Source organism: Anabaena sp. UHCC 0451, from assembly GCF_034931405.1.
Taxonomy (GTDB): Bacteria; Cyanobacteriota; Cyanobacteriia; order Cyanobacteriales; family Nostocaceae; genus RDYJ01.
This window is the reverse complement of sequence record NZ_JAYGHA010000059.1, coordinates 1-14,341: the sequence shown is the minus strand read 5'-3', so window position 1 is coordinate 14,341 and position 14,341 is coordinate 1. Positions and strand designations below refer to the sequence as shown.

At 40.8% G+C, this 14,341-nt stretch carries 13 protein-coding genes and 1 pseudogene; 11 read left to right on the top strand and 3 right to left on the bottom strand.

Annotation, left to right across the window (positions count from 1 at the left end):
- The 6 genes and pseudogenes from VB694_RS24755 to VB694_RS24730 all read left to right on the top strand — a co-directional run.
- The coding region (locus VB694_RS24755; RefSeq protein ID WP_323362982.1) for a hypothetical protein at positions 1–221 on the top strand (221 nt) is incomplete at its 5' end.
- A gap of 256 nt (positions 222–477) precedes the next feature.
- Positions 478–3,873, top strand: coding sequence for a phycobilisome rod-core linker polypeptide (locus VB694_RS24750; RefSeq protein WP_323362981.1), 3,396 nt, complete (start codon positions 478–480; stop codon positions 3,871–3,873).
- Positions 3,874–4,205: 332 nt separating this feature from the next.
- Positions 4,206–4,691 carry an allophycocyanin subunit alpha gene (gene apcA / locus VB694_RS24745; protein WP_323362980.1) on the top strand — a complete coding sequence of 162 codons (486 nt, stop codon included), beginning with the start codon at positions 4,206–4,208 and terminating at the stop codon, positions 4,689–4,691.
- Positions 4,692–4,758: 67 nt separating this feature from the next.
- Positions 4,759–5,244 carry an allophycocyanin subunit beta gene (gene apcB, locus VB694_RS24740; protein WP_323362979.1) on the top strand — a complete coding sequence of 162 codons (486 nt, stop codon included), beginning with the start codon at positions 4,759–4,761 and terminating at the stop codon, positions 5,242–5,244.
- A gap of 345 nt (positions 5,245–5,589) precedes the next feature.
- A complete protein-coding gene (locus VB694_RS24735; RefSeq protein WP_323362978.1) occupies positions 5,590–5,796 on the top strand; it encodes a phycobilisome linker polypeptide in 207 nt (68 codons plus the stop codon).
- 259 nt (positions 5,797–6,055) lie between these two features.
- Positions 6,056–6,166, top strand: a pseudogene (locus tag VB694_RS24730) (Uma2 family endonuclease); the annotation flags it as partial.
- A gap of 171 nt (positions 6,167–6,337) precedes the next feature.
- Here the strand turns inward: VB694_RS24730 and ftsZ are convergent.
- The 3 genes from ftsZ to VB694_RS24715 all read right to left on the bottom strand — a co-directional run bounded on the left by ftsZ (position 6,338) and on the right by VB694_RS24715 (position 9,643).
- Positions 6,338–7,624 (bottom strand): cell division protein FtsZ, encoded by a 1,287-nt coding sequence (gene ftsZ, locus VB694_RS24725; protein WP_323362977.1) that lies wholly within the window; start codon positions 7,622–7,624, stop codon positions 6,338–6,340.
- A 661-nt stretch (positions 7,625–8,285) separates the two neighbouring features.
- Entirely contained in the window at positions 8,286–9,200 is a 915-nt protein-coding gene (locus VB694_RS24720) for a cell division protein FtsQ/DivIB (RefSeq protein ID WP_323362976.1), read from the bottom strand.
- 77 nt (positions 9,201–9,277) lie between these two features.
- Entirely contained in the window at positions 9,278–9,643 is a 366-nt protein-coding gene (locus VB694_RS24715) for a hypothetical protein (protein ID WP_323362975.1), read from the bottom strand.
- A gap of 613 nt (positions 9,644–10,256) precedes the next feature.
- Here VB694_RS24715 and VB694_RS24710 point away from each other — a divergent pair.
- The 5 genes from VB694_RS24710 (at position 10,257) to VB694_RS24690 (ending at position 14,316) form a co-directional block, all read left to right on the top strand.
- A complete protein-coding gene (locus VB694_RS24710) occupies positions 10,257–11,090 on the top strand; it encodes a photosystem II manganese-stabilizing polypeptide (RefSeq protein WP_323362974.1) in 834 nt (277 codons plus the stop codon).
- Positions 11,091–11,674: 584 nt separating this feature from the next.
- Positions 11,675–12,451 (top strand): RNA polymerase sigma factor SigF, encoded by a 777-nt coding sequence (locus tag VB694_RS24705; protein WP_323362973.1) that lies wholly within the window; start codon positions 11,675–11,677, stop codon positions 12,449–12,451.
- A 165-nt stretch (positions 12,452–12,616) separates the two neighbouring features.
- Entirely contained in the window at positions 12,617–13,480 is an 864-nt protein-coding gene (locus VB694_RS24700) for a hypothetical protein (RefSeq protein WP_323362972.1), read from the top strand.
- An 88-nt stretch (positions 13,481–13,568) separates the two neighbouring features.
- Entirely contained in the window at positions 13,569–13,814 is a 246-nt protein-coding gene (locus tag VB694_RS24695; RefSeq protein WP_323362971.1) for a hypothetical protein, read from the top strand.
- A gap of 247 nt (positions 13,815–14,061) precedes the next feature.
- On the top strand, positions 14,062–14,316 hold the full coding sequence (locus tag VB694_RS24690) for a SemiSWEET transporter (protein WP_323362970.1): 255 nt from the start codon (positions 14,062–14,064) through the stop codon (positions 14,314–14,316).
- Positions 14,317–14,341: the final 25 nt, after the last annotated feature.

Sequence of the window (14,341 nt, the reverse complement as noted above, 5' to 3'; positions counted from 1 at the left end):
CTAATCAAATCCAATACCCAGATGGTTACGAAATTTCTGCTGCGGTTTTCTTGCCAAAAATTCATAAATCCATAAGTCTCGGAATTTTCTGCTATCTATCTCAATCAAAATATATTGAATCCCACATAAAAATATTTTTACTCGTTGTCTTCAGTCAGAAAAATATTAAAAAATATGAACACCTGCTACTTTTTCCACAAACTATGCTTCGTATTTTGTAGCCCTATGATACAAAAAATCATCATTTCCCAGCCCAGCCAAAGTATGTATTTATTCCCACTGGCAGATTTAGATTACAGATTCGACATACTTCTTAATAAACTAACAGCGTCACCTCAAAACGTTCTAATCTAAAAACTGACTGGGTTAATTTACTGGGTTTTACAGGCGTAGCATTCATAAATACGCAAATATGTCAAGCATTAGAACAACCCAGGTTTAACACATAAACTTTTTTATAGGAGATTTAGAAATCCAATGAGTGTTAAGGCAAGCGGTGGAAGCTCAGTTGCGCGTCCGCAACTATATCAAACCTTACCTGTCTCGACCATTTCCCAAGCAGAACAACAAGATCGTTTTTTGGGGAAAGGTGAGCTAAGTGAACTGGGTAGCTATTTTGCCTCTGGTGCAAAACGGTTAGAAATTGCCCAGATACTCACAGAAAACTCTGAAATCATCGTTTCTCGTGCAGCTAACCGGATTTTCGTTGGTGGTTCACCAATGTCCTTCTTAGAAAAGCCCCAAGAGCGAGAACTAGCAATGGCTGGTGCTGGTGGTATGAGTGTCCAAGAAGGCATGACACTAGGAACAGTCACCTACGTTGAAAGTCGTGGTGGCTTCCTGGAAAACCTGCGCTCAATCTTTAATACCTCTGCTGGTGGACCTACACCTCCAGGTTTTAGACCCATTAACGTAGCTCGTTACGGTCCTAGCAACATGGCCAAGAGCTTACGGGATTTATCCTGGTTCTTGCGCTACGCTACTTATGCCATCGTTGCTGGCGACCCCAATATCATCTCTGTGAATACCAGAGGTTTGCGGGAAATTATCGAAAATGCTTGTTCTGGTGAAGCCACCATCGTCGCTTTACAAGAAATCAAATCAGCATCTTTATCCTATTTCCGCAAAGACCCTGTAGCCACAGAAATTGTGACTCAGTACATGGATGTGTTGCTGACTGAATTCCAAGCACCCACACCATCGACAAAAGTCCGTCAACGTCCTTCCGGCGACCAACAAGGTTTACAACTGCCGCAAATTTATTCTAACGCCGCAGAACGCCGTCCCAAGTACGCGATGAAGCCTGGTTTGTCTTCTAGCGAAAAGACAGAAGTTATCAAAGCAGCTTACAGACAGGTATTTGAGCGCGACATTACCCGTGCTTACAGCTTGTCCATTTCTGACTTGGAATCTAAAGTTAAAAACGGCTCTATCTCCATGAAGGAGTTTATTCGCCGTTTAGCTAAATCTCCCCTTTACCAAAAACAGTTTTACCAGCCTTTTATTAACAGCCGGGTTATTGAATTAGCTTTCCGTCACATTTTGGGACGGGGTCCCAGCAGCCGGGAAGAAGTGCAAAAATACTTCTCCATTGTTTCCAACGGTGGTCTACCTGCTTTAGTTGATGCTTTGGTAGATTCTAACGAATACAGCGATTACTTTGGTGAAGAAACAGTTCCCTACATCCGGGGTCTGGGTCAAGAAGCCCAAGAATGTCGCAACTGGGGACCACAACAAGACCTGTTTAACTACAGTGCGCCTTTCCGAAAAGTACCTCAGTTTATTACTACCTTTGCAGCTTACGAACAGCCATTACCTGATCAACATCCCTATGGTTCTGGTAATGATCCCTTGGAAATTCAATTTGGCGCGATTTTCCCGAAAGAAACCCGCAACCCCAGCAGCAGTCCTGCACCTTTTAGTAAGGATACCCGCCGGATTTTGATTCACCAAGGACCTGGTATCAATAACCAACTTAGCAACCCCAAAGCACGGGATATAGCTCCTGGTTCCTTGGGTGCTAAGGTGTTCAAATTAGACCAGTTACCCGGAACTATTGGCAAAAAAGCTGCTAAGGGTGCAAGTGTTAAATTCTCGGAAAGCTCTACCCAAGCTGTCATTAAGGCTACTTACTTGCAAGTTTTCGGTCGTGATGTTTACGAAGGTCAACGCCTCAAGGTTGCAGAAATTAAGCTGGAAAACGGCGAAATCACCGTCCGCGAGTTTGTGCGGATGTTGGCGAAGTCGGATTTATTCCGCAAGATGTACTGGACTTCTTTGTATGTCTGTAAGTCCATTGAATATATTCACCGTCGTTTGCTAGGTCGTCCTACCTACGGTCGTCAAGAAAACAACAAGTATTTTGACATCGCTGCCAAAAAGGGTTTCTACGCGATAGTTGATGCCATCATTGACAGTGACGAATACAACCAAGCATTTAATGAAGATACAGTTCCTTACGAACGTTATCTAACTCCTGCTGGTGTGTCCTTACGTCAACTGCGTGTTGGTACTATCCGTGAAGATATCAACAAGGTTGAGAAGGAAGTAACCCCCCGCTTTGTGGAGTTGGGTGAAGTTACAGAAATGCGGACTCAACCAGATATTGACTTCCGCATCAACCAAGGTGTTACTAAGCAGCGTGAGCAAACTAAGGTCTTCAAGCTGACAGCAGCTAACAATGATAAGGTTGCAATTGAAACTGTAATTAGCGGCGCTTATCGGCAGATTTTTGAGCGCGATATAGCACCTTACATTGTTAAAAATGAGTTCACGGCTTTAGAAAGCAAATTGGTGAACGGTGAAATTACCGTTAAGGAATTTATTCAAGGTTTGGGTTATTCCAGCTTGTACCGGAAGGAATTCTACACACCTTATCCCAACACGAAAGTAATTGAGTTGGGTACTAAGCATTTCTTAGGTCGCGCACCTATTGACCAAGCAGAAATTCGCAAGTATAACCAAATTCTAGCTACTCAAGGTATTCGTGCCTTTATTAGCGAAATGGTAGACAGTGCAGAATACCGTCAGGTGTTTGGTGAAGATACTGTTCCTTACCGTCGCTTCCCCACTTTACCCGCTGCTAACTTCCCCAACACAGAGAAGCTTTACAACCAACTAACCAAGCAAAACGATGATTTGGTTGTACCTAGCTTTGAAACTGTCAAGCCTCGGATTAAGACTGAGAATACACCAATGTTAGCGAATGCGATCGCAGATTTGGCAGCAAAATCCAAACAAATGGACAAGACTAAACCCTTGTTTATTGAATTGGGTCGTTCTTTTAACGATGGTCGCGGTCAGTCTGTAGAAGTTGGTGTAGGTACAAGTCGCCGCAAGCCTATCCGTATTTATCGGGCTACTACTGGGACAAATTCCCCGGAAACAAATCAGGTAATTAATGCCATCTACTGTCAGGTAATGGACGTATTTAGCGGTCAAGTACCCAGTTATTTCCGTCGTTCTGACTTAGATAGCAAACTGCGTAACGGTGAAATTACTGTGCGTGAGTTTGTTCTAGAACTAGCTAGTTGTGAAATCTATCGCAAACGGTTCTATACTCCCTATCCCAACACCAAAGTGATTGAGTTCTTATTCCGTCACATTTTGGGACGCGCACCCGCAACCCAAGGCGAAATCCGTCAATATAACAAAATATTGGCTGATAGTGGGTTAAGAGCGGCTGTAGAGGCGATGGTTAACAGCCCAGAATACGCTAGTTACTTCGGTGAAGATGTAGTTCCTTACAACCGCTTCCCATCTTTACCAGCGGGTAACTACTTGGGTAGTGTCAAGGCTGAAGCTGACCTAGTAAAACAATCTTGGTCTAGCTTGTCTCCTTCTGTTCTCACTGGTCGCGGTGGTAATAAGTAGGTGATTGGGGATTGGGGATTGGGGACTGGGGACTGGGGATTGGGTTGTTTACCTCCCCATCTCCCCATCTCCCCATCTCCCCATCTCCCCATCTCCCCTGCTCCCTCAAAATGAGCAATTCTGAAAAAGATTGTTACAAAATATTAAGAGCAGTAATAAATGCTCAACATAATGCCGGACAATGTTTTTCGGAAGGTAGTTGAATTTTCTAACTTATTTACCGTTGTTGAGTGAATATCACTCGCAATGTCATAAGATAGGAAGCCCCTATCAACCAATTAAAGTCTTGCCAGTTTAAAAGCTGGTGTCATTAGTATTGGAGGAATCCATTAATGAGTATCGTCACGAAGTCCATCGTGAATGCTGATGCAGAAGCTCGCTACCTCAGCCCCGGTGAATTAGATAGAATCAAAGGTTTTGTTACTGGTGGCGCACAACGTTTACGCATCGCTCAAATCCTGACCGACAACCGCGAGTCCATCGTTAAGCAAGCTGGTAACCAACTGTTCCAAAAACGTCCTGACGTTGTTTCCCCTGGTGGTAACGCTTACGGTCAAGAAATGACAGCTACTTGTCTTCGTGACCTTGACTACTACTTGCGTCTTGTAACCTACGGAATCGTTTCTGGCGATGTAACCCCCATCGAAGAAATCGGTATCGTTGGTGTACGTGAAATGTACAAATCCTTGGGTACTCCCATTGAAGCTGTTGCTGGTGGCGTTGCCGCTATGAAGAACGTTGCTTCCACCATGTTGTCTGCTGAAGACGCTGGTGAAGCTGGTTCTTACTTCGACTACGTTGTTGGTGCTATGCAGTAGGTTTTAGCTGTTTCTCGGCTCAAACTCATACTGTGGCAATAAGGTTGGAAATAAGGAAAAAACAACAATGCAAGACGCAATTACCTCCGTTATCAATTCTTCTGATGTTCAAGGTAAATACCTTGATACCGCTGCTCTAGAAAAGCTCAAAGGTTACTTCGCTAGTGGTGAACTGCGCGTTCGTGCAGCTAACACTATCAGTGCTAATGCTGCTGCGATCGTTAAAGAAGCTGTAGCTAAGTCCTTGTTGTACTCTGATATCACCCGTCCCGGTGGTAATATGTACACAACCCGTCGTTACGCAGCTTGTATCCGTGACTTGGATTACTACTTGCGTTATTCTACCTACGCTATGTTGGCTGGTGACGCTTCCATTTTGGATGAGCGCGTACTCAACGGTTTAAAAGAAACCTACAACTCCTTGGGCGTACCCGTAGGCGCTACAGTTAGTGCTATCCAAGCTATGAAGGAAGTAACCGCTAGTTTGGTTGGTCCTGACGCTGGTAAAGAAATGGGCGTTTACTTTGACTATATCTGCTCTGGCTTGAGCTAAGAGTTAGGTTTGCACTTAAGGATTTAGGTGCGGCTTTATTAAGGTCTGGAAATCAACCGTGAGTTCTAGGTCGTTCTATTGCTTATCAAAAATGAGTATTAGCGGTCTAGTGTTGATGTTTGATTTCCAGACTTTGAGAAAATAAATGTAAGAATTCAGGAGTCAGGAGTCAGGAGTCAGGAGTCAGAATATTTGATAAATCAGTAGATAATCAAATGGTGATTTTTGACGCAAAAGTTAAAAAGCTGATGGCTGATAGCTAAATCCTTACACATAAATTAAAGATTTGCACTCAAGATATTTGAGATAAAAAAGTTTCCGCAACCGATAGAGGAGATTAGAAAAATGGCTCGTTTATTTAAAGTAACTGCTTGTGTTCCCAGCCTAACTCGTACTCGCACTCAACGCGAATTACAAAATACCTATTTCACCAAATTGGTTCCTTATGAAAACTGGTTTCGCGAACAACAACGCATCATGAAAATGGGTGGCAAGATTGTTAAAGTGGAATTAGCAACTGGTAAGCAAGGTACAAATACTGGTTTGCTGTAATTTCTATATATCAGAGATTATTTTGGTAAATTTCTAAGGGGTCAGTGATGACCTCTTTTTTTGATTACATTTATTTTACCTGTCAAGGAAGCGATCGCTCTTAATTTTTCTGAATTTCAAATTAGGCGATCGCTTGATCTATTGGTGCTATAGTTGTTACCCGTAAAAGATTTTACTCAAGTTCCAGGACTCAAAATCAAAGATTGGACGCTGTAAAATATAATTTAACTAAAGTGATATTATTGATAATAATAAATAGATTTTTTCAGAATTTAATGATGAAAATATGAGCTTAAATTTAGCTTATATTCCCTGTCAAATTTTGCTGGCAGATATTTATGATAAAGTGGATTTTAATGCAGAAATGTAGCTCTTCATTATCAGCAAACCCTAAATACAAAAAACACAAACAAAATATGGGGTTGGCAACCAAATTGCTAACCCCTAATCTGATAAAATAAACCTAAAACTAAGAAATTGTATAGCACTAAGCCAGAATTGAGACTGGAAATTTAATCTAAAATCTCAAATCTACAATTACTTAATTTTTGGGTGGTGTGCGTCGCCGTTGGAGGAAATCAGGAATATCTAATGATGGTTTTTCCTTGGGTTCTGGAGTTGGATTTGGTTGATTAACCGTTGGTTGTGGTGTAGGTTTCCTGGTATTTGTGGGAGTTACAGGTCTAACGTTAGCCACAGTTTGTTGTGGTGCAGTTTGAATTTCTCCTGTAAACCCAGTCGCAATCACGGTAATTCTGACTTCTCCTTGCAGTCTGTCATCAATGACAGCGCCGAAAATAATATTGGCATTGGGATCAACAACTTCATAGATTGTTTCCGCCGCAGCATTCACTTCATGCAGGGTGAGATCACTACCACCAGTAATATTAAAGACGACACCTCTAGCACCTTCAATAGAACATTCTAATAATGGTGAAGAAATCGCAGCGATCGCGGCTTCTCTAGCCCTAGATTTGCCAGAACTCACACCAATCCCCATCAATGCTGATCCCGCATCTGCCATAACTGCTCGTACATCAGCAAAGTCAACATTAACCAACCCAGGAATCGTAATAATATCAGAAATGCCCTGTACCCCTTGACGTAACACATCATCAGCATAGCGAAAGGCTTCTTGTACAGGTGTTTGTTCAGGTATCACCTCCAACAACTTATTGTTGGGGATAATAATCAAGGTATCAACCCGACTTTTTAAGCCTTCAATACCTTGTTCTGCTTGGCTAGTGCGTCGCCGTCCCTCAAACACAAATGGCCGGGTGACTACACCTACCGTCAGAGCGCCCATTTCTTTAGCTACTTCTGCCACAATTGGGGCAGCACCTGTACCCGTGCCACCACCCATGCCGGCAGTGATAAATACCAGGTCTGCACCTTCTAAAGCCGTAGCAATTTCATCACGAGATTCCTCTGCTGCTTTTTGACCAATGGCGGGATTACCCCCTGCACCTAAACCCCTGGTCAGTTTTTGACCAATTTGCAAGCGACTAGGAGCGCCAGCTAAGGTTAAAGCCTGGGCATCGGTGTTAATTGACCAAAATTCTACACCAGAGACATCAGATTCAATCATGCGGTTAACAGCATTACCACCGCCACCACCGACACCAATCACTTTAATATTTGCGACTCGTCCAGGAACAATTTCACCAATGCGGCTGTTTTCAACCATCTTTTTACTGTCGTTATTTTGTCCGAAGTTTAGGCCGGAACTACCAAAGGGATTGTTGGAGTTCACTGCCAAAGATAACCCTGGCTGTCCCACAGATTGGGAATTTTTATAGGTAAGCTCTTGGTTATGATCAAGTGTCATTGGATTTATAAAGGTAGATAAACGACTTTTTGTGGTGTTATTCACCTAAGAATCAACTATAGTTTAGTTGGAGACTGCCACAGCCTATGGCACTGTTTTCTGTGATGATCACGACTTCTCAACCTAACCGGATTTGAAGTGCAATAATTAGCTATTAGATAAGTTGGCAACTTATGCGTTCGTGTAGCGTCCCCCAAGGGATCGCATAACTAATTCTAGAAAAGTATATCTACATTGTCCGAAAATGGGTTTATATAACTTGATCTAGAGACTAATATTTTCAATACTATGTTGCTAATTTTCCACAGTATACAGTTGTGAATATTCTGCTCGATATCCTCCCACTATTTTTGGACAAAATTTTCATTAGTAATCTATTTTACAACTTTACTGGTGCTTTTCTTCGATAATTACTACATTTTTCAGTATTGAAATGTATTAATTAAGATTTTTTTAAAAAAAATACTTAAAAAATACCTTTTGTTTGGTTTTTGGGGTTGATACTCAAAATACTTGAGAGTCATTGTTATACACATTAGCAGAGTAAAAGCAACTCTACACTCAAAATTCCTAACAGACCATTAAAGTTGTCAAGATGAACCATAGCAGATTTTAGCTGTCCTGATCACCAGATGGTCAATCGATTTTCCCCAGAGGCTTGTTAGGGATTTGGGGAGTTAATCTGCTGATTTTGATTCACTTGTACTAAAGGCTGGTGAGGATTTTTAATATCAATATAGGCTATTTGTCCAGCTTTGAATTCTGCTGATAAATGCCGCATTTGCACAAAAACCTGGATTTTTTCAGACAATTGGTCAGTAGGAACACCAAGATGTACATTTCCCAGTTCTGTTTTCAAAATCAAATTTGTGGGATCTTGACAATCAATTTCCATCACTTTCACAGAACTCTGACTGACGACTTGATAAAGTTGAGTCCAATAGGGGCGATATTGTTCTGGTGAACCAATAACTTTGAGATTCGGCAATTTACCAGTGGGATTAAGTGCAGTATATTTTTCCAGAGGAATTAAAGCCCCACTGACATCTAGTAAACTTACATTACCCTGTTTGTGTTGGGCAGCACTATTTTGCAGACATGGAGTTGTTGGTTGGGTAGAGTTTGCGGAAGATTGAGGCTGAGGATTACAACTGGTTATACTTTGCCCTGGGATGGTGTAAGTGATTGCTACTGGCAATCTTTCCTGAATTTCAATAATTAACCCAGGAGGAAACAGACGACGGGTAACAGTTGCTTGGGCAATAGCTGGTTGTTGTTCTAAAGTTTCGGCAATAAGAGAAGGTTGAATCCGCCACAAAGATTGGGGATAGGACAACGCCAAAAGTGACTGCATCGTTTGCTCTGATAATAATTGCTGACCTGATGTCATGACTATTTGTGCTGGAGTTTTTAGCACCCACATTGGTTGAAGTGTTATCCACAGTAATCCACCAGCCAAACCACTAGCGGCCAATGTTCGCCAAATAGTCTGGATAATTTTCATCTGCCGCTGCTGACGTAATTTTTGACGGCGTTGGGCTAAATCTTTACGAGAAACTGATACTATACCGGCCATGAAAACCCCTTTCTGGTTTCAGTCCAATTCATGAAATGCAAGGTGATTGTTAATTGATAATTGGTCAACTGTTTAGCTTACCATTCTAAGCAGCTATCAGTATCGAGCGATTCATTAGTGTTTTTGATAACAGGATTTTCTTCGCCCTTGTCTACTGGTAAATTCACTAAAAATGCTTGTAATCGCATACGTTCAATATAAGGCCAACCACCTTCAGACTCAATATCTTTAAGAAGTGCGTATAGTCTTTGGCGGTTGTCAGGTAAACTATCTTGAAAAATGCCATCACGAATCTCTTTGTGTAAATGTTCTAACTGTCTTAGCAAAGCCAATATTGCTGTAACATCTCCTTGGCAAATTTGGGCTGCATCCTGTACCGTAGCGGTGATCGCTTGCAATTGAGCAGACAAATTCCCCGACGGCAAATTTTGATCATTGTTCATGTAATTTTCTGCTGCTGTTCTATAAAAGTAATACAATACCCGAAACACCCGAAAAAAGGGAGGATGGGCAGGGAAAATAGGGGAATCACAAAGCGCAAAACAAGATCAGACAAAGAACTACTAATGAAAAGCGGCTAATTGTCAATTGATTGATGCCAAAGTGAATGGTAGTTTGAATATTGTATGTAAAGTCATCCCAACAGATTTTATGTTAGGGATAAAAGGCGTTGTAGTGCCTCCTATGTCTACGGCACGCTACGCTAACGCCCTGTCGGGTTTATCTCCGACTAACAAAGAGCATGAGAAAAATTCTGATGCTGTTTGGCACTATGATCTGGCTGATTTCCCTATCAAACCAGGGTCTGTACATTGATAACAGGATGCCTTCAGGTATTTCTGTATTATGGATTACTCATCCATTTAACCAAACCCTGCTAAATGCCACCAACAGTAAACGGCTGGTTTTCCGCTGAGGAAAGCGACTACCATCCAATTCGGATGGGAGATTCTGCTTAATCTGGGGCTGAATATTCAGGCTCTAGAATAAAATGCGTTGAAATACGTTTAGTAGAGCAGTTTTACAACTTAGATATTAATGACATTGAGGTTGACCATGAGGTATCGCGCTTTAATAGTTGCATTCTTGGCTTTATGCTTGGGTTTAATAACTGCTTGTAGTGATGCGCCTTCATCTAGCAGCAGAGATTTACTAACTTACGAACAAATTCGAGGCACTGGCTTGGCTAATAAATGCCCGCAGTTGACAGAAACAAGCCGGGGTTCCATTGGATTGGATGCCAGCCAATCCTATACTATCCAGGAACTTTGTTTAGAACCTACCAATTACTTTGTCAAAGAAGAACCTGCCAACAAACGCCAAAAAGCTGAATACGTAGATGGCAAATTGGTAACTAGGTATACTTCTACTATTGATCAAGTACAAGGCGACTTAAAAATCAACCCAGATAATAGTCTTACCTTTGTGGAAAAAGATGGTCTGGACTTCCAAGCTATCACCGTCAAACTTCCAGGTGGTGAACTAGTACCTTTCTTATTTACCATCAAAAACTTGGTTGCACAAACACAGCCTAATTCGACTAGCATCAATACCTCAACTGACTTTGAAGGTACTTTTAAAGTTCCTTCCTATCGTGGTGCTTCTTTTCTAGATCCTAAAGGTCGGGGTGTGGTTAGTGGTTACGATAATGCTGTGGCATTACCTGCCCAAGCTGACGATGAAGATTTAACACGTGTTAATGTAAAACGTGCAGAAATTCTCAACGGTAAGATTTCTTTACAAGTAGCTAAAGTAGACAGTGCGACTGGCGAAATAGCTGGTACTTTTGAGAGTGAACAGCCTTCTGATACAGATTTAGGTGCTGGCGAACCTAAAGAAGTCAAGATTCGGGGTTTATTCTATGGTCGCGTTGAAACAAATCGCGGCTAAATCCTGTTAATTAATAAAACTTAACCCAACTATTCTGCTTATTTGAGGAGGTAGTTGGGTTTTTTTGCGGATGGTAAACTTTGGACTAATCTCCTTTCAGGCATCTTGTAAATACGTAAATTAACGGTAGTTAAATAAGTTTTTTTAAAGATTAGATGAAGTTTACGGAATTAGATACGTACCATTACTAGCCTATAAGTTTTACTAATCTAGAAAAATAATAGAAATATAAAAAATATAACTCCTAGCTACTTATAAGTAAATCTCATATTGCATTTGTTAAATTAAGTACGATCTCGGTTTGACATTGGCGACGTAATTGTATATTTTGATTCTATAGCAGTTGTCTGATAAGCTACAAGATAACAAATTTAATTCGATTATCAAAAAACCCCTCTAAAAATCACGCTAGATTTTCAAACCATCTTCAGAATTTTTTCTAGCCCAAAAATTCTCTGTTACCCGATGGCTTGATTGAGTTGTGAAAAAACGGTATCTAGCGGCCTTTTCATAGTGCGATTATAGCTAGGTTTAAGAGTCATTAATCAACCAAATATTTGTTAAATCCCTATCCCCAATGCGCCATGTCTACTACAGCCACAAACGAACTAAAACATGAGATTTCAATGTTGTTGCGAGAATATGAACAACGTCCCTCAGAACGCCTCCGCAATCAACTGGTGAAACTAAATTTAGGATTAGTGAGAAAAGAGGCTCACTACTGGATCAATCAATGTCATGAAAACTATGAAGATTTGCTCCAGGTAGGCTGTTTAGGTTTGATTAGAGCTATTGAAAAGTTTGAACTTTCTAAAGGACACGCTTTTAGTTCCTACGCCACTCCTTATATCCGTGGGGAAATTCAACACTACCTCCGAGATAAAGGTGTCACCATGCGGATACCCCGGCGCTGGTTAGCACTACAACAGCAAGCCATAGGCGTTTCCCGTTCTTTGCGGGAAAAATACAACCGCCATCCAACGGATGCAGAAATAGCCACAGCATTAGAAATTCCTCAAAGTGAATGGCAAGAAATTAAATTAGCATGGGTTAATCGTTCTCCTTTGAGTCTGGATGTTCCCATACAGGATGGAGAAGAAGGTGCTACTAGTTTGGGTGAATTAGTTCCAGATCCTAATTACCGCAGTTTTCAACTAGCTCAAGAAGACCAAATAAGATTACAACAAGCACTAGTGCAGCTGGAAAATCGCACCCGCGAAGTTTTAGAGTGTGTGTTTTTGCATGATTTAACACAAAAGCAAGTCGCAGAACAATTAGGTATTAGTGTAGTTACTGTTTCTCGTAGAGTCAAAAAAGGACTGGATTTGCTGAAACAAATTATGGGCGCATCTGAAAATTAATAGCAAATAATCTGAAATTATGATCGTGCTGGGCTGAACGTGTTAAAAATAACCCTTGAAATGTCAAAATTTAGGTTATAAAAGAAACAGACTTCGCCTTGAATACAAATTTTAGGTGTGTTAATTTCCCTAAGTAAACTTTCCTATGGCTATTGAGAAAAGCTAATGGGTATAAATTCACAAATTACGGCTACGGCTATTTTAATGTTGGCGATCGCTGGGTGTACTATCGGAGATACACCAGAAGCCACCCAGACTCCTAACCCTGCGTCAACTCCCCAAGTGGAAGCGCAGAAACCACCAGAAAAAGCACCTTTTGCTGATCCTGTAATCTCTCCTAGTCCCAATAATCTGGGATTGATTGAATCGACTAAAGGCGATTTGCGTGCCGATTTGGTGCAGAAAGGGCGACCTGACCCATTTGCGGAAATTGTCAAGCCAGCGATATTACCGCCAACGGTATCTGGTTCGCAGCAAAAAGAAGTTCCTAAATTGCCCCCTCTGCCTATTCAACCAATCCAACCACAAACAGGACAAACAGGACAGGCAGGACAGGCAGGGCAAATAGGAACTCCAAAACAACCACAAACAAATCCAGTCCAGATTGGGCAAAATGGTAAGCCTGGTTCAACATCTGCCACTCTACCTAAACCAAAACCGCCACTAACTCCAGTTCTTCCCAAGGTTTTACCTCAAGTCATTGCTAAAGCGCCCATAAAGCCTGTATTACCACCACCACCACAACCTGAAGCTGCACAAGCAGTTTTAGTAAGTGGTGTAGTTTTGATTGGTAGAGAACCCCAGGCAATTATTAAAGTGCCGGATGAACCAACTAGCCGTTATGTGCAAGCTGGTCAAAGGTTGGGTAATGGTGTTTTGATTAAACGGATTGAAATGAACCGAGGTTCTAATCCTGTGGTCATTTTTGAACAATTCGGAATTGAAGTAACTAAAGCAGTGGGAGAAAAACCCGCCACTGAGGCATCAAAAACTGCTGCTGGTTTGATTTCTATGGGTACACAGCTTTAAATTTTTGCTGCTTTTAAATTCTGATTTCTGAATTATTCTGCTATTAATAACCGGATATTTCCGGTTTTATATTATTTGTATGATTTTTATGGAACAAACTCAGAAACAAATTGAATTTCCTAATTTACCTTTAGCTGTATATCGAGAAATAGCGGCACATTTGCAGCAAGTGGAAGGGGTGGATGTGGATTTAATTCCCCAAACATCTTCGGATTTTGATTACAATCAAAGTCAAATTAGTTGCTTATCTATTTCTTGTAAACCCAATACTAATGAGGAACGGGTGAAGCAGATTTTGGCTTACTATGAAAAACGTTATGGTGGTTCTTTGTAATTGTATTAGTTGGTAATTTTAAATAATTTTGAAGGGGTATTTTCGGGAATACTCCTTTTTATTTTTGTAGTTATATTGGTCGTTTTTCTTGCATTTATTTTTGTTTCACGCAGAGACGCAGAGAGGAACGCAAAGTAAATAAGTTTTGGTCTTAGCACACTCAAGTAATTATTTAGAATGAAATAGCCCTGCATATAATACTATATTATTTTATCATGGAACAAATACTACTCTAAAAATATTAAGTATGGATTTTATCACTATTTTAGGCTTATTTGCCGGGACATTAACCACTATTGCATTTTTACCCCAGATGTTTCAAACCTGGAAAACAAAATCAGCAAAAGATGTTTCTTTTGTGATGCTGATTACTTTTATGTGCGGTTTGTTTCTGTGGTTAATCTATGGGATTATTCTTGGTGCTGTACCTATTATTATGGCTAATGGTGTAACTTTATTTTTCAATTTTATTATTCTCTGGTTAAAAATTAAATACAAGTAAATTCATCGCCATATCCTACTTCTTT